Source organism: Methanospirillum hungatei JF-1, from assembly GCF_000013445.1.
Taxonomy (GTDB): Archaea; Halobacteriota; Methanomicrobia; order Methanomicrobiales; family Methanospirillaceae; genus Methanospirillum; species Methanospirillum hungatei.
Genome location: NC_007796.1, coordinates 3,111,000 through 3,128,056, shown reverse-complemented (window position 1 = coordinate 3,128,056; position 17,057 = coordinate 3,111,000). Strand labels below are relative to the sequence as shown.

Below are 17,057 nucleotides of genomic sequence, written 5' to 3'. Positions count from 1 at the left end.
TGTGAGTAACATGGAAGAAAAAAGCCCCATAGTAGCAGGAATTTTAAGTTTGTTTATTCCGGGTTTAGGACAAATTTATAATGGTCAAGTTGGGAAAGGATTTTTATGCATTGTGTTAACGGTAATTTTATTTATTTTAATTTTCCTATTAATTGGGATTCTTTTATATCCAATTTGGATTCTTTTGTGTGCATATGATGCTTATAAGACAGCCCAAATAATTAATGAAGGTGATGAACCTCCGTTTATTCCATTCTAATTTTTTTACTTCATCATTTTCTATCCCAACTAATATACTCGCAGAGAAAAAATTCTAGGATTCAGAATTTTTTTAACAATCAATAGAAAATTTGTTAATTATGTCTAATTTCTTAATTCCAACTATTATTGAATAAATAGATTTAGAGAATTGGGCAAAAAATCTTGAATATTCTTAAAAATTGGTAAAATTTTGATAATTACCTAAATATCAAAATATCTTGAAGTTTGTTCTTCTCTCATTGTATTAATATACCTACCTTCATAACAATTCAACATATCGTCCCATTTGTTTCGATTTTTCCCAGAGAGATCATAGGTAAAGCCTTGCATGGTATCACTAATTTTTCATTTCTTGAAGTGAAAATGAACTTTATCCCGATCTTGGATTGTCCAAAAATCGTATTTGTTCTATTTCATTTATTATGTTCTTGCATATTTTAATTCAAAGATCATAAAGAATTTAATCCCGTTATCTCTTTTCAAAAAGGAATTGTTTGTGATAATTTTCATGGGATTATATACAAAGTGTTATAAATTATTCTGCTTTTCCAGTTCGCCAAAAATCTGTCGGTAAAATTTTTGTCGACGCTAGTAAATATATACTAAAAATGAATGATAAACCTCAAATCGTGTGAATATCTTCGTTTTTAGGTTTTATTTATACCTATGTCGAAAAGGGTTCTATTTGCCAATATTTTTGTGATTCTTTTAACTTGATTGGTTGGAAAAATATTAAAATTATTAATGAGGTAATGATACCACAACAGCAAAAACTAACGTTATTGGATGAGTGAATATCTTTTAAGGTATCTTGTGGTTCTTGTTTCAAAACCAGCCCAACAAAGGTTTTCTTTTCCCATTTCCAACCGGAATTTACAATCTGGAGGAGGTAAGTCTATCTCAATAATGGTAGTATTTTCCTCGGTCTTCAAACGATATTGGGTGGGTTTGAGTCCAACCCAATAATATAATTCTTTTTGATAATCAACAAAATTCTTGAAAGCTAATCCTTCAGGGAAGGTTACATTTATTAGATATGGCGTTATTTCAATCTTTAATTCCTGTTCATCAGTAAACTGATAGTTACCGCAGATATTTCCATTATAGGACTTATTTAAGTTCCCCTCTAATTTGACATTCATGATCGGACACCTTCTATCTCCTTCAGTGATTTTCTTTTTTTCTTTCCCATTTCTTGGGGTTTAATATTCATAAAAGGGACCTGCTTGAGAGGCTTAACCAAGGGTGCAAGGGCTTTCATGCTGCCTCCTTTCTCACGATTTCATTTAATTCGGTTCTTAGTTCTAATATTTCACTATATATTTGCATGTAACAGTAATCCATACAAAGATCAATCAAGGTTCGATAACTCTCTACTCTTACTCTATCCCTTTCTGGATCACGAATCCTTCCTGATTTGATCAAATTCTTCAGGTCAAATATCGCTTCTGATAAAACCGTATGAGCTTGATCATAGGTGAGCGGTGAGTCCACTAATACATCTCTTTTAAATATCATATGCCATTAACGTCCACTTATTGAGATAAAAAGGTGGGTCGGGATTTCAATATTAAAATGGTTAATACCATTTTTTAGTATCCATTATCCGAGAAGGCCCAGAAATTGGACCTACTTCTCATGTGAAAAATTCTTCTACTTGATAATTATTAGGTTTTCTTCCCCTTTTAGTGAAAACGACTTCTTTTGCCAGAAAACCTTCCTCTACAAGTTGTTTCGCCCTCATAGAGACGATTGATGGGCTAAGATTTAGGTCTTCACCCGCTTGTCTATAGGTTACACGCGGATTCTGAATGAAATATTCAAGTACCTTTTCTTTTTCCCCTATCAATTGTGTTGAATGAGGTAACGCTTTCGAATTCTTATCAATACACACAGATTCTGAAATAAATAAACCATCATTAATATTTTGAGAGAGACTGTCCCCCTCATCTAACTTTGATCGCAACATATAGGTCAAGATTTCAATAGCAACACATAAGGCACACGGCGGCAAGGCATGTACCAACTGAACCTGAAGATTATCAGGACTATTTGAAACGTTAAACCATAAACTTCCCAATGAAAAGGCAATAAAAATCGCCCAAAGCCGAAGAGAACCCTTTCTCGAAAGATTATTGTAGAGTATGGCAATACTTGATACTACTAATAATGAATCCAAGCATATTGGCCATAAGGGGGAGAGAGAAGAAGAAATGCCTGCTTTTTCTGCTAGCTCCCGCAAATTTGTATATGAGAGAAGGAATGCACACCCTGCAACAATCGCACAGAATAACGCTACCGCCCCTAAACATACCTTCTTGATAATCTCCCTCATAGTAATTCCCCCATCTCAAGGTTTTTTAATTCTCTATAATGTTCAGAACACAGAGGATACATGCCATGCTGGTTTCCATATTCTGGTGTCTTCGTACACCCCTTTACCATGCACCATTTTCCATCAGATTTAACTAACCGCGTGTATGAATGAGCACTTACAAGAATCGGAACCGCGTAAAATTCCTTCCAATCATAGCTTGATTGAAAAGTCCTGATCTCGTTATGATCCGGAACAACTGTCTTATATGGCACAATTGAGGTACATTGTTCATAAGGAATTAGAGAATTTTTCCCGGTTTGTCCTACATACTCTAGTGGTTCACTTTCAAAGTTCTCCGTGCTATTTGTGCTCAATGTTCCAGATGTAATAACGACACTGGTAGGAAGGGACAGATTTGAATCTTCAAATTTTGGAGAGGGTGTTGAATCCCATCTCTTCAATCCAGTCTCATCATTGATATCTACAGAGAGTGTCCTTTAAGCCGGAGACTCCACATAGCGTTTTCCTCTGAGGACTTTAGGACAAGATGGTGGAAGTGGTTCTCCCTCATCGAAATAGTACCGTTGAACAATTTCTCTCCACTTTGCTTCATTGGGGACCACTAACTTCCTGACCTGCTTACCTTTTAGTGTATCATACTTCGTGTAAATCCGGTCCCTTTCAATCTCAAACCCAATAGAATGAAGAGTACGGGTTATACTTTTTGGTGATGAGTTAAATGGTTTCGAGATCATTGATGCAGTTACTACCAAAATTTCGTTATCCTCGTAGTAGTCAGCAAATTGTGCATTCTCTGCAAATTCATCCCCTAACGCTAAAGACAAAGCATAATTAAAGATACCTCCTTCCCATGATTCAGAACGAGTCTTCTTTACTTCGGTTTGCCTCTTCATGAGATACTCTGTTATCCTCTTTTCCCCATCCGGAAAGACTTGGAGCATTATTGAGAGCGGTCTAATCATCTGCTTCAATCGTGGCTCAACATTGAAAGTGGATAGATCAATCATCTTTTCTCCATCCACCTGATTCCAATGATGTAAAGTGAATGCTGCTAAATGGGCTCTGATAATCTCAACCTGTTCAAAATACTCCCTAGAGAGTTCTGAAGGAATGTCCTTCCTCTCTGTTTCATAAGGGGAATAAGAAATACATCTGCCTTCAGTAGCAACATCGATGAATGGTTGTCTCATAGCGATGATTTTCGGTCCGAAGGGATCGAAGTATTCTCCTTGAGAGAGATCATTCTTGTCACACAGGATATACGGCTGCCCCTTTTCAAAACCTAAGTTTAGATATTTAATTATCGGGTTTTCAGCCCCACCACGAAGATCAGCTTCATCGATTCGAAGTGTACCTCTCCATTTCTCATGGGTTCTCATGAGGCCTGCAAAACTGGATGCTCCTGAAGCAGAGAGAGGATAAAAGCAAAGATCTGACACCACTCTTAAGAACCGACTTTTTCCTTTTCCTGTATCTCCTAAAAACCGAAGATATGGGGTTGTTACGCATTTCACATAAAACCATGTGAACATTGCATAATATGCAAACATTTCCAGATCATGCTTAGCAGAATCGAGATATTTGGACATATGCCCCATTATTAGATTAAAGAGACTAATCGCATCCAATACTGGATTCATTTCGAGAATATTACCGTTAGGTATACCTACAATAGGAATTACCATCCTACTGTCCTGATGTATGGGCAATTCACGCGGGTATATCGTGTACCCATAAGGTGAGGTGATACATTTGTCAAAAATGTAATTCCTATTTTCATCTAAGTGTACAAATTGGTAGACCTGATCATCACTGACAGTCGTGAGGTATAAGTTTCCCCCTTTTTCAAAGTACGTGAGAACATAGAATTGTTCCTCCTCATTCCCTCCTTTTCGAGAACGATTCTGCTTTTTCCAATCTGCATCCAGCTCTTTAATCTGATCTCTGTAACCCTCATGTTCAATGAGAGCGTTTTTTACATCCTTAAATAAATCACCCCTGATCTTGATTCTGCCAGCTTTCTCACAATTAATTAGACCGTACTTGACTGCAACAGCTTCTAATGGCCCCCCACCACTTCCACAACGATGACAGTACCAAAGATTCTTGCTGGTATTGATGCAGTAATTTTTCCCTGTAGTACTGCCATGTATTGGATGTGTCCCACAAATTTCATCTCCCAATTTATGGAGGGGTCTAGTCATATCTGGATGCAAAATCTTCACTACCTCAAGATTTAGGGTATCTGATAGAGTTTTACCCTCCTTGGTGACCTTTGCATCCGGGAATATCACTGTGGTTTGATTGGAAGAATCATCCTGAACAAAGTCTTGTAATGAACCTTTGAAAGTATCATCTCCTGAATTTGATTATAGGTTATTTCCATAATAGGGGCATCATTTGTGATGAGATACTTATTACCAGAAGGATGTGTGCATCCGGGTCCAACTACAAAGGCTGGACAATCTGAAAAAAAAATCTCTCCGATGTGTTTGCTATTATCTTTGGGATCATAGAGTGGAATTTTTTTGGCAGGGCATTCGTCCTTAATTTTAAGATAAATGTGATAGCCATCATCAGAACCTGTCTTGACAATAAAGGTTTCCTTTAAATAATCAAGGATTTCCAAACGATCAAAAATGTCTTTTTCATCAACATCAAGAACTGCAATTGTGCTAGATGGTATCACACCATAATTTCCCCCCGATGATATGTGTTTTTGGAGTACTGGGTCATCAATGGAATAATTATTCTTACTGGACCACTCCTTTTCTATAGGATTTTTTGATCCAGACGCAACGAGGATAAACCGGCATTCTTTTAATTTTTCATCGACAACAGTAGATCTGATGGCTTCTTTTTCCGTGTTGAATTCTAACTTTGTCATTAATTTCTCCTGCCCTATCTATGGGCATACAAACATTGAACCCAAGCATATTTAGTCATAAATGAGTGAATTAAGGCATATATTCGAAAATTTCAGAAATTTTAATCATTTTCGAAACATTCGGATTTTATTTAGAAAAACGAACCTATGTTAAATAGATTAGATCTTGTTGATTTTGTTCTTGAAAGAGCAGGAAAGTATGATAAGCAGATTTTGGAAGGATTAGTTATACTTAGTTTAGACTCTGACAAAAACCCTATTCCAATAAGTAAAAGCGATTTAACCAAAAAATTGAACCAATCGGGTTCAACTTTAAGCCCCCATATCAATTCTCTAATTGAAAAACAATTTATTACTGTTAAAATTACCAATAGTGAAAAATTACGTGAAAAGCATCAATGCTCTTTGTCACTGTTGGGTTTTTGTTACTTAATATTACTAAAATGGGGGGAGCCTGATATTTTTATTAGCTCAACGGTCCCAGAATCCTATAAAAAATATATTACATATTTTTCCCATAATCAGCATTTACATCCTGCCTTTTCCCTAGTTATTGATGAAATGAGAATGGAAAATCAGTCTGGGCGAAAATCATATATTAATGAACTTGTATGGGTGCTGAACATCGCATGTGCATTTTGGTACCGTTGGTTTATCCACTATGAATTTAAAAAAGAATCGATAGTATATCGAAAATATTACTTTGAAGGTAATCAATTAGCCACCTTTTGGTATTATCTCATTATTTGCGCTCTTGATCAATGTTCCCACCTTTATACAAGAGAAATGATAATTGAGGTGTTGTTCCCCAAACTAAAATTGGACAGAGATTGGCCTCAACTTGAAGAGAAATTTAATTCAATTCTATATGAATATCAAATACAAATAGATGTTCTGAAAGATGTTTTAAAGCCTGAAATAGTTGATTTTAGATAATTATCTTGTCTATATTGATTATGATATTCACTAGATTCTGGATATATCAATATTTCAATTAATGGGCCCGCTGAGATTCGAACTCAGGATCTCCGCCGCCATTTTATTCTATTACTGCCTCTCAGTATTCATGGAGCCCCATTTTCTTGGTTGGACCCAAGGTAGGAAAACTGAACCAAAATCTGGTTATGTCTATCCCTATATACGTTTCCCTGTCGATTCAATTAAAAACAAATTTATAGGAAGATCCTTCGCAATATATAAAATATCTGAATCATATATTTTGGTCGATGTGGAGGCAGAATCAAAAACCGGTTTTCTACTCGCGTTACAGTCCGGGACCCTTCCATTATGGCATCAATCGGCAATCCAAACCGGCAATTCAGTAGAAAACTGTGATCCGGTTTATATACATCAAGAACAAATGTTTGAAAGCACTAGTTTAGCTTCTAAAACCGCAATTTCTCCCGATCGGTGCATATCAGTTCATGGGGCTCGTGGTCTAGCTGGTTATGACGTCGCCTTCACACGGCGGAGATCCTGAGTTCGAATCTCAGCGGGCCCATGCATTAGAAATAGTCTTCGTTTTTTGAATTTTTACAATTATCTGTCCTCAATAAAGGACAAAAAGATAAAAAAAAGATTAATTGGTCGTATTCCCTGCGGATGCAACAATCACCGGGGTCGTTCCACTGCTGCCACCGGTGGTCATCTGGGCAAGGACGTAGGACGTTCTTCCTTCCATAACATTCACGACCTGTTCCCAAGGCTGATAGCCGGGCAGTTCGATTCTGATGGTATGCTGCCCTGGAGAAACCTGTGACAGGGTAACCGGAGTTTTACCCTGAGCCACTCCATCAAGGTAGGCCACTCCGTTCCCTGGCATGGATGAGATCATCACATATCCGTAAATGGGTGTCCACCATGACGGATAGAGAGCGGCGGTCACATAGTTCACACTTCCGCCACCTTTCACATCAATAGCCTGGTTCCAGTCAAGATACCCTGCAGAGGAGACCCGTACCTGATGCATACCTGGAGTTACGTCGGCAAGCCAGAGCGGACCAGTTCCTGCCTCCACGCCATCAACATACACCGTTGATCCGGCCGGATAGGTATACACGCTCAGGATACCATTCTGGCTTGGCTGCAGTCTCATATCTGCAACGACCTCAGTTGCCCTGCCTGAAGTAACCGGAACGTTCACATAGTAATCTGAAAATCCTGGCTTGGTAACTTTCAGCTGGTAGCTTCCTGCCGGGAGATTCTCTATTCTGAACGTCTGCAGGAATTTTGTCTCACCCTTCAGGGCATTATCAAGATAAACAGACGACCGATCAGGTGCGTAAATTATCCTGATTGATCCTGAACCAACCGGTCCTGAAGAGACCGTGACATAATCTGTCTTTACTGCAGTATTGGATGATGCCTGATTGCTCGCCGTAAGACTGACGGTGTACTTGCCAGGCTGCTGATATACATGTACCGGATTTGCAACCAGTGCGGTTCCACCGTCTCCAAAGACCCATGACCACATGGTCGGCCCACCCTGGGAACGGTCACTGAACTGGACTGTCAGAGGTGCATTTCCACTCGTTGGGGTTCCAACAAAGTCTGCAATAATACCGCCCGATGGGGAGACCGTGATATATCCTTCTCTGACCTTGGTGCTCGTGCCACCAGTCTGAGATGATGCGGTAAGTTTGACCGTGTAGGTTCCTGGGGTCTGGTAGGTGTATGAAGGTGATGCAACCGTCGAGGTTCCGCCATCCCCAAAGTCCCATGCCCACATGGTCGGCCCGCCGGTCGAGAGGTCAGTGAACTGGACGGTGAGTGGCACGGTTCCTGAGGTCGGTGTTCCAGAGAAGTCTGCAATGATTCCTGATCCACCAACAGATATGTAATTCTCACGGGTCATGGTGTGAGATCCGCCACTATTCTTCACCGTGAGCTTGACGGTATATGTGCCACCAGCGGAATATACGTGGCTTGGATTTGCCTCGGTTGAAGTTCCGCCATCCCCAAAGTCCCATGCATAGGAAGTTGGCGGTCCGATTGACAGGTCAGTGAACTGGACCGTCAGTGGAGCAGAGCCGGAGAGTGGTGTTGCTTCAAACATTGCTACCGGAGGCGGTATGTCTCCGGTCACAGAGATATAGTCCTTTTCTGTCTTGGTATCAGATCCTGCCGTGTTGGAGGCGGTCAGACTGACGGTATACACTCCTGCTTCCTGGTAGGTGTATGATGGTGATGCGACCATTGAGGTTCCACCATCTCCAAAGTCCCATGCCCACATGGTCGGCCCTCCGGTGGACTGATCAGTGAACTGAACAGTCAGGGGTTTTGGCCCACTCCGCTTGTCAACGGTAAAGGCTGCAGTGGGTCCGGAGCCCGAGGGGCTGACGGTGATATATCCTTCCCGAATTTTGGTACTGGAGCCACCGGTTGCTGAACTTGCCGTTAGTTTTACGGTGTATGTTCCGGCATTCTGATATGTGTGTGAGGGATTTGCGAGCATTCCTTCCGTTGTACCGTCACCAAAGTCCCACGACCACATGGTCGGACCTCCGGTTGAGGTGTCGGTGAACTGAACTGTCAGTGGAGCAGTACCTGATGTCGGTGCTGCGGTAAAGTTTGCAACAATGCCACCGGACTGGGTTACGGTAATGTATCCCTCTTTTGTTTTGGTACTGGAACCACCGGTTGCTGAACTTGCGGTCAGTTTTACGGTGTATGTACCGGCATTCTGGTATGTGTGCGAGGGATTTGCAATCATTCCTTCTGTGGTTCCGTCCCCAAAGTCCCATGCCCACATGGTCGGGCTTCCGGTTGATGTGTCAGTGAACTGGACGGTGAGCGGAGCGGTTCCTGATGTCGGTGTCGCAGTAAAGTCAGCAACAATGCCCCCGGACTGGGTTACGGTAATGTAATTATCCTTGGTGACGGTGTAGGTACCGCTCATGGAGCCCACGGTCATCTTAACGGTATAGGTTCCCGGAGTCTCGTATACATGGCTTGGGTTTTTAATGACCGAGCTACCTCCGTCGCCAAAGTCCCAGGTCCATACTGACCACTCGGTCGTGGATGTATCAGTAAACTGAACCGTAAGTGGTGCCGCTCCTGAAGTCGGGTTTGCCGTAAAGTCAGCTCCGAAATTGCCAACCGTCAGATCCAGTTCTTTGGCAACACCAGGTTCAAATGGAACGGTCTGGTCTGCCTTCTTATCCCCAATATAAAAGGATATGGTTGCCGATCCGGATTTCACATCATCTTCGGTTGCAGCAACAACGAGTTTATCATCAAAGATGCCGGTCCCACCATATGTTCCGGCAGTGGAAAGAGCAATTTTTCCTCGTACCTGATCATTGATCTTTGCGATCAGCGCAGTACCAATTGAAGCAGGTGTTCCGTCAACGGTTACTTTACCATAAAATTCGGCAGGCAGCGGTGGTACTGCCCCTGCCGTCATCATCAGCAGACAGAGCAGAACAGCCAGCATAGCCGCCGGCCTGATTATTCGAATCCCATCCATCATTTCATCCCCTAAAGAAGCATATTTTCCCGATGTTTCGATCAGGAGTACGTAAGTGTCCTGAGTGTTTGAATATTGTGCACAGGAGAGATAAGTATTGTGGAAGAACTCCTCGCTCCGAGTCAGATACGGATAATAAAATCAAATGAAAAAATATCTTTAAATTGGTATAATTATCTGGATATTTTTAAAAAAATATGGTTATCGGGCTTTTCTATACTTCAGAAGTGGGAAGCACTTCAGATCTGATTGTGAGAAATACCGGACCTCTCACATCAGTCTTGAGATTATTATCGGTAATATATCGCATGACCCAGGGCTCAATCTTCAGGTTGATATCACCTGGAAGCCGTGCCATCTTTATCTGAACCGTTGTCGGGATACCGAAATGTGCTGCCTGCTCTATCTCTGCAGCAGCCTGTGATGCGGCAGCGAAGAGGTATGAAATTCCTGTTGAAATCCCGTTCTTTCTAACCTCTGCAAACTTTTCCGTGTCCGGGACACCAAGGATTGCGCCCTTATGGACGAAGATCTCATTCATGCAGGCTGGTCCGAGGAGTTTTGCGTTCTCCTCCGGTTCCTCGACATATACTCTGATCTGTTTTCCGGCAATCTCCCCTTCAAATGCGACAAATGAACAGGGACCGATTGCAGTGCTATGAGTAACTGCGGTATTAATCAAGGATCTGACAAGATTCTTACCAGGGGTTGTAGCGGGTTCTGCGAGTAATGAGACACCTGCTGCAAGTTCAGTATCGGTATACCGGATGGGGAAGAACTGGGGAAAGCAGAGTTCACGAACATCCTTTGCCTTGTTCATGATCATTGCCATCCGCTCTACCCCAAGTCCCAGATTCATAACTGGAATCCCTACCCCGTACTCTGCCAGGGCCACCGGAGAATAGATCCCAAAGGTTGCTACCTCAACCCATCCATGATCAGGATGTGCGGCATATACTTCGGTCTGAGTATCTGGCATGTAGTACTTCGACCGCTTGTCATCGGGCCTGAATTCAAAGTCAGTATACCCGAATGCTGACAAAAGTGCCCGTGCAACCGCTTTTCCATCCTCAATGGTCACATACTCACCGGCAACCACACATGATGCGGAATGATAACTCATGAGACGGTGAGAGTCTTCTGCCTGTTCCCGCCTGAAACACCGGTCAATTGAAAAGAGTCGTATCGGGTGGGGAACTTTCTCCCAGATAGCCCCAAGGGTCTGAAACCATCCACTCGTCATATGGGATCGGAGCGTCTGTCTGGATGACTCTGGCTTTAATGCACGAAATTCCGGAAACACCCGGTCCAGAATTTCAACGATCCGGGCATCATCGGTATGGAGCACTCCGGAGAGTTCATAGGCCAGCTCATCCCCGTCGATCTCTGATTTTTTATATGCATGAAGGGTCTTTCGGAGTGATTCCTCCTCGTCCTCTGAAAGATCACGCCCAAGAATTGAGTTTATCTTCTGAATCTGTTCCTTCCCTATTCCGACATTCGGACGGGGGAGCCCGCCCAGATAAAATACCCGGTCCAGAACTGCCATTGCCTCAGGGCCGAACTGCCGGTAGACTTCCTGTTCATCAACGATGATTGGATTTTCTGCCTCCTGAAACCCGATGGCGAGGTATGCCTCCCTCAGCCGATGAATGGTCTCAAAAACCGGGTGGGCCTGTGCCCGTAAATACGTTAGACGGGGATACATCAGATCAGTCGTCGGGGGGGTAAGAACAGATGGCCCTGCATGCCATGCTGATTCAAAATCCTCCTTCCCTCGTTTTTTAAACTCTTCTGTGTCAAATATCATGAAACTCGCTCCAGACAGATAACCCGCGACAACGTGTTTTCACCCAGGACTCTGTATGAAAGATGTGGAAGCATTCTCTTCGTAAAATGTTCAATCTCGTCATGAAGGGGCATATGCTTGATAGTAAGCCGCCGCTGGCTGTATCCGACATGCATGTACGCCTTCACTTCAACAAATTGTGCACCGCTCTCCTGAATAATCCGTGCATACCCCTCCGGATCCTGGTCATTGATCCCCCTGACAAGGGTGACACGGATAGCAGTCCGGTCTCCCGCATCGGTTTCATGTCCCAGACACGAGATACTCTCAAGGACCTGGTCCCAATAGTCCTCCCGAGGCCGTGCAATCCGAAGATAAGTCTCGCGGTCAGGGGCGGTGAGGGAGATGTACTTCTGGTACGGATGGCACCGTTTCAATACATCCGGCATCGTGCCGTTTGATACGAGAAATGTTGTGCCTCCTGTCTGATTAAGTAGATCAATCAGTTCAGGCAGGTGCGGATAGAGGGTTGGCTCTCCTGCAAGAGAGATGGCATACTGGTCAGGCTGTAATGCCTCCTCCCATTTCTCTTTAGTAACCTTTGGTGAGACTTTATATCCCCCCAGGGCTTTTTTCTGGAGAAATGGAATGCGGGATACGATCTCCTGTGGCAGGAGATCTTTTTCACCGGTATACTCATGCTCAAATGAGCGCCAGCAGAAAAGACAAGTATGATTACACCGAAGGGTCGGGGTAAACTGCACACACCGGTGACTGGTTATGCCGTAAAACTGGTTCTTATAACACTGATCCCCGCCGGAGAGGGATCGTTTACACCAGAGGCAGGGTTTGAGGGCAGCAGAAGAATCAGGATGGAAGAACTGGTATCCCATCCTCCGGAGTGCCTTCTTTGACTGGTCACATTGCACGGAGTGCATCAATCCCCAACGTTTCCAATGCTTCCTTGAGCGTATTTCTCGTTGCATCAACCAGAGTCAGCCGCCGGTCCCTGATCTTTCCTTCTGCCCTGAGCACCGGCTCAGCATGATAAAATGAGTTGAATATATCGGCAAGTTCACGGGCATATATCGCAAGAAGATGAGGTTTCAGCTCAGTGACAACCTCGGTAATAACTTTCGGGAACAGAGCTATCTGCTTGGTGAGTGCAATCTCTCCTTCTCCTTCTGCCTCAAAACAGGGTGTATATGATTCGGCCTTTTCAAGAATGCTACAGGCACGTGCATGGGCATACTGGATATATGGCCCGCTCTGTTTTTCGAAGTCAAGGGCCTCTTTCCAGTCAAACACCGTGCTCTTTTCTGGTATGGTCCGGATGATATCATATCGGATGGCTGATATCGCAACAGAGTGAGCGATCTTTTTGCGTTCCTCTTCGGAGAGTTCTGACCTTCGTGCGGTAACCTCTTCCATTGCCCGCCGTTCAGTCTCTGCAATCAGTTCATCGGCAGAGATGAATTTTCCTTTCCGGGTACTCATCGATCCTTCAGGAAGAGAGACAAACTCGAAGAAGACTATCTCCGGCACCCGTTCACCCAGAATCTCAAGGGTTGCCTGCAGCTGAGTCCCGATAAGTTTGTGATCAGCACCCAGGACATCGATGACCCGGTCAAAGTTATGGCCCTTCCAGATGTGGAAGGCAATGTCACGCGCGGCATATACACTTGTCCCGTCAGAGCGTCTCAGGATGTAATTCTTTTCAAACCCAAATGCGGAGAGGTCAAGAGAGAGGGTCTCCTCAATCCGTGCTTCTGGGAGGTGGGAGATCCGGGAAAGAACCTTTGCTGTATCGCCATTCCGGATAAAGTCACTCTCATAGATAAACCGGTCATGCTTCACGTGCATGGCGGCAAGGGTATCTTTAAATCCGTCCAGACAGCGTTTCACCGGGATCTTGAACTGGCTGATAGTATCAGGATCGCCTGATTCAACCAGTTGCATGAGCCGGTCGATCTCTGCATTGAGAGCAGGTTCTTTTTCAAGATGGCGGTTTGCTTCGATGTATACATCGGCTATCAGATGGTCGCCTTTTCCTTCGGCATGGATATCTGCCCCCTGGGTTGCAATTCCCCAGGCAACTATTGCTATCTGTCTGCCCATGTCATTGACATAGTATTGGACTTCAAGTGGATAACCGGCCTTTCGGAAGCATCTGGCCAGCGTATCGCCGATTATAGTGTTTCTGATATGCCCGACATGAAGGGGGCCGTTCGGGTTTGCAGATGTGTGCTCCAGAACCACCCGCTCGGATTTTTCCTGCCCTTTTCCGTATCCCTCACGGACAGCCTGCTCCAGCACGTTCATGCAGTATTCTGCTCCGAAGATGAAATTGACATAAGGGCCGACAGCCCGGGTCTCTGCACCGGTCTCAGCCATTACCTGATCACTGATTGCTCCGGCTATCTCCTGGGCGATTATGGCTGGAGCTTTTCTAAGTTCTTTTGCCAGGGAAAATGCAATGGTTGAGGCGACATCGGCATGATCTCCGCCGTCTGTCAGCATGACATCTTCTTTTCCTGTATGCTGCCTGAGTATTGCAGCAATTGCATCACACGTTGTGCGGTACATCAGTATCCTGTCCTGTATCTGAGAATTGCGGCAATACCACCAAATGCCGTAAATAACTGTGATCCCTCTTCGAAGTCGTCAGAGATAATTGCGACCTTGCTGTTGGACTGGTCGGCAAGATAGGTCAGTTCATCAACAATATCTGAAGAGTCAGCAAGCACCAACGGAGACGTACACTTTGGACAGGAGCCAAGTTCGATATCCTCCGGATTTTCGCCAGGAGTAATAAGGACGGTCTTCTCTTCTGTATATCCACAAGCGTCGCATTTTATGGAGAGCCGGCTTTTCCTCAGTTTATCCGATAGCAGCAATGTGTCTACCGCACCGATCTCAAGATTTGCCCTGATTGACTGTTCTCCATACGCAGCAAGACCATTATCCTTGACAAGTTCCTTAAAGAACCGGTCCATGAGGTGTTTCTCTTCAATGACTTCCTGACCTTTCAGCGCATCTTCTGCCGCTTCGACAAGTTCCGGAAGACCGCTCTCATTGGTATACGCTACATCAAATAGTCCAATGATCCGCTTCTGGACTTCATGATGCAGAAAATTCCCTTCTTCAAACTCTTCCTTTGTCGGAGAGGGCCCGCCAATCAGTAGCCCTTTGAACCGGTTAAAAAAGTCCTTCTCATTGAGGAATATCTCGCTGGCACGCTCACCGACCTTCTTATAAAATTCATTTATCGCGATAAGACGGAGACGTTCAAAACGGATACTTGACTGACCACCTTTCCGCTGTTTTCCTGGGACGGTGGATGTTGTCCCACCAACGGGGTCAATCCGGTTTCCCCGTAAAAATCCCCAGTATGCCTCACGCCTGTCCAGTACCAACAGGCCATACACATACTTCTCCTCAAGCATTTCCCGGAGTGGTTCCAGTTCAAAACGGGAACTGCATCTGTACAGGTAGAGGTTGAGCGGTTCAGGTGGATTTACAATATCACACTCAAGATCCTGCCGGTCCCCGTGTTTATTAACGGTACCACAAAAGACTGCTATTCCATTCTCCGGAGGCTTTGAATAATATTTGAGCCTGGAAAGAATACTTGAGATAGCACTCTGGACATTGGTCCGTGTCTGCTTGGACTTGATGTTCGCACACTGGCCAAACTCATCCCTGAGCTGGGCGGTTACATCAAAGATCTGTTTGTCAGGAGGAATATACAGAGAAATAAGTTCGGTTCCACTCCCTTCCTTTGCCTCCAGACGCTCAAGCATCTTTTTAAATTCATATTTCCGTCTTGCTTCGTCCAGTTCAACCGCTTCGCTCATGAGACTATCCTACAGTATAAGCTGGTATATATTGATCTGAGGCTGACTTAAGGTTCACCGTTGCCCCTGCTCAACTTCATGAAGGCGAAACGAGGGCGATGATCCTCTCATCAACCTCCCTGTTTACTCCATGAGTCCCGTTGAAGGGGATGAAGATTGCTTCTTTTCCGGCCGATACTGCCAGAGTTTCCCCCTCTGTAAAAGCAATCACCGGGTCATCAGGGGCATGAAACAGAATGACCGGTCGGGGTGCTATCCTGGCAACCTGGACATCGGGATCAATGCTCAGGAGAAATTCCCTGATGGGAGATGTATACTCCTCTCCAATGTGGTGAAAACCTGATGTGGAGATCCCGATATATCCGGCAAAATCTGGATCAGAACCTGCTGCGAGTGCGGCATACCGCCCCCCATTAGAATCTCCCACTGCATAGATCGGAATATCCGGATATATTTTTTTGAGATACTCTTTGGCGGAGATCATATCAGCCGCAATCAGGTAAAACTCCGGCCAGGCCCCCTGCATAAAGAGTCCGGCATCTTTTTCAATATTCATCGGGTATCCGGGGGTTGCACCACCATTTCCCCTGACATCCATAATGAGCACCCCAATTCCATGCTCAGGGTAATAATGCATGTATTCAGCATAGCCGGCAGCGGGATTGTTGGCACCCGGAGCCCAGACCAGAAATGCAGCCGGATTTTTTGGACTGACAAGGATGGCATGTACATCCCCGGCAAACCCCTTGAATATCAGGTCGGTACTGATCAGGTTCCTTCCTTCTTCAAGGACCCGTTCTTCAATAACAGTCTCCGGAACTGAGAATCCGATGCTGCCATCAGGAGAGAGATTCCATGATGCAATCACTTTCTCTTCATTGCTCGCATCCATGCAGCCTGCAGTCAGGAGGGATAGGGCAAGAATCAGGACCAGAAAAAGGTATGAGTTATTCATCAGAACGCTCGCATATCCACCGGTAAAAGATGCAAATGGTCTTTGCATCCACGATTTCGCCGGTTCGGATCATCTCCCTTATCTGCGGTACAGTAACCCGTACCGGCTCAATGACTTCATCATCATCAGGGGAATGTTCCCTTGAAGGGACCAGATCTGTTGCCTCAAAGAGCCAGAGCCGCTCATCGGTAAAGCCTGGTGTTGTATAGATATATCCTAAGGCATGCATGGACCCTGCAGCCATACCGGTCTCTTCGATGAGTTCCCGTTTTGCAGTCTCCATCGGATCTTCACCTTCTTCCATGGTTCCGGCAGGCGCTTCAAAAATATAGGTGCCAATGGGAGATCTCCATTGCCTGATAAGTAAAATATCATCTCCTTCATGGGGGAGTATGACGACTGCATCACCGGGATGGACGACAATCGCCTCCTTCTCCCGCCCATCCGGGAGATGAAAGCCCCGCTTTTCAACCCAGAGCCTGCGTCCGCGATATATCTCCAT

The 17,057-nt window shown here is 44.4% G+C and carries 15 protein-coding genes and 1 tRNA gene; 3 read left to right on the top strand and 13 right to left on the bottom strand.

Annotated features, from left to right (window positions below; genetic code table 11):
- The first annotated feature begins 10 nt into the window (after positions 1-10).
- A complete protein-coding gene (locus tag MHUN_RS14870; protein ID WP_048067600.1) occupies positions 11-259 on the top strand; it encodes a hypothetical protein in 249 nt (82 codons plus the stop codon).
- 781 nt (positions 260-1,040) lie between these two features.
- On the opposite strand, the gene MHUN_RS14865 is transcribed toward MHUN_RS14870, so the two are convergent.
- From MHUN_RS14865 to MHUN_RS14840, 6 genes are all read right to left on the bottom strand, one after another.
- On the bottom strand, positions 1,041-1,403 hold the full coding sequence (locus tag MHUN_RS14865) for a hypothetical protein (RefSeq protein WP_048067599.1): 363 nt from the start codon (positions 1,401-1,403) through the stop codon (positions 1,041-1,043).
- Positions 1,400-1,522 (bottom strand): hypothetical protein, encoded by a 123-nt coding sequence (locus tag MHUN_RS19820; RefSeq protein ID WP_275039191.1) that lies wholly within the window; start codon positions 1,520-1,522, stop codon positions 1,400-1,402. The genes MHUN_RS14865 and MHUN_RS19820 overlap by 4 nt, the downstream gene beginning before the upstream one ends.
- Positions 1,523-1,897: 375 nt before the next feature.
- Entirely contained in the window at positions 1,898-2,596 is a 699-nt protein-coding gene (locus MHUN_RS14855; RefSeq protein WP_011449790.1) for a DUF2637 domain-containing protein, read from the bottom strand.
- Positions 2,593-3,039, bottom strand: coding sequence for a hypothetical protein (locus MHUN_RS14850; RefSeq protein ID WP_143709529.1), 447 nt, complete (start codon positions 3,037-3,039; stop codon positions 2,593-2,595). The genes MHUN_RS14855 and MHUN_RS14850 overlap by 4 nt, the downstream gene beginning before the upstream one ends.
- Before the next feature lie 36 nt (positions 3,040-3,075).
- Positions 3,076-4,893: a hypothetical protein gene (locus MHUN_RS14845; protein WP_048067597.1), complete on the bottom strand. Its 1,818-nt coding sequence runs from the start codon at positions 4,891-4,893 to the stop codon at positions 3,076-3,078.
- Positions 4,890-5,486 carry a bifunctional DNA primase/polymerase gene (locus MHUN_RS14840; RefSeq protein ID WP_011449788.1) on the bottom strand — a complete coding sequence of 199 codons (597 nt, stop codon included), beginning with the start codon at positions 5,484-5,486 and terminating at the stop codon, positions 4,890-4,892. Before MHUN_RS14840 ends, MHUN_RS14845 begins: the two co-directional genes overlap by 4 nt.
- 147 nt (positions 5,487-5,633) lie before the next feature.
- On the opposite strand from MHUN_RS14840, the gene MHUN_RS14835 reads away from it, so the two are divergent.
- Positions 5,634-6,422 carry a hypothetical protein gene (locus MHUN_RS14835; RefSeq protein ID WP_011449787.1) on the top strand — a complete coding sequence of 263 codons (789 nt, stop codon included), beginning with the start codon at positions 5,634-5,636 and terminating at the stop codon, positions 6,420-6,422.
- A 491-nt stretch (positions 6,423-6,913) separates the two neighbouring features.
- A tRNA-Val gene (locus MHUN_RS14830) sits at positions 6,914-6,987 on the top strand.
- 78 nt (positions 6,988-7,065) lie between these two features.
- Here MHUN_RS14830 and MHUN_RS19815 read toward each other — a convergent pair.
- From MHUN_RS19815 to MHUN_RS14795, 7 genes are all read right to left on the bottom strand, one after another.
- Positions 7,066-9,957, bottom strand: a complete 2,892-nt coding sequence (locus MHUN_RS19815; protein WP_011449786.1) for a PKD domain-containing protein — start codon at positions 9,955-9,957, stop codon at positions 7,066-7,068.
- Between the two features lie 211 nt (positions 9,958-10,168).
- The gene (gene sepS, locus MHUN_RS14820; RefSeq protein ID WP_011449785.1) at positions 10,169-11,764 is read right to left on the bottom strand and encodes an O-phosphoserine--tRNA ligase; all 1,596 of its coding nucleotides are present in this window, start codon (positions 11,762-11,764) and stop codon (positions 10,169-10,171) included.
- A complete protein-coding gene (gene twy1, locus MHUN_RS14815) occupies positions 11,761-12,681 on the bottom strand; it encodes a 4-demethylwyosine synthase TYW1 (protein ID WP_011449784.1) in 921 nt (306 codons plus the stop codon). The genes sepS and twy1 overlap by 4 nt, the downstream gene beginning before the upstream one ends.
- Complete coding sequence (gene argS / locus MHUN_RS14810; RefSeq protein WP_011449783.1) at positions 12,662-14,329, bottom strand: arginine--tRNA ligase; 1,668 nt, start codon at positions 14,327-14,329, stop codon at positions 12,662-12,664. Before argS ends, twy1 begins: the two co-directional genes overlap by 20 nt.
- Positions 14,329-15,600, bottom strand: a complete 1,272-nt coding sequence (gene prf1, locus MHUN_RS14805; RefSeq protein WP_011449782.1) for a peptide chain release factor aRF-1 — start codon at positions 15,598-15,600, stop codon at positions 14,329-14,331. Before prf1 ends, argS begins: the two co-directional genes overlap by 1 nt.
- 76 nt (positions 15,601-15,676) lie before the next feature.
- Positions 15,677-16,555 carry an alpha/beta hydrolase family protein gene (locus MHUN_RS14800; protein ID WP_011449781.1) on the bottom strand — a complete coding sequence of 293 codons (879 nt, stop codon included), beginning with the start codon at positions 16,553-16,555 and terminating at the stop codon, positions 15,677-15,679.
- Positions 16,548-17,057, bottom strand: a complete 510-nt coding sequence (locus MHUN_RS14795; RefSeq protein ID WP_011449780.1) for an NUDIX hydrolase — start codon at positions 17,055-17,057, stop codon at positions 16,548-16,550. Before MHUN_RS14795 ends, MHUN_RS14800 begins: the two co-directional genes overlap by 8 nt.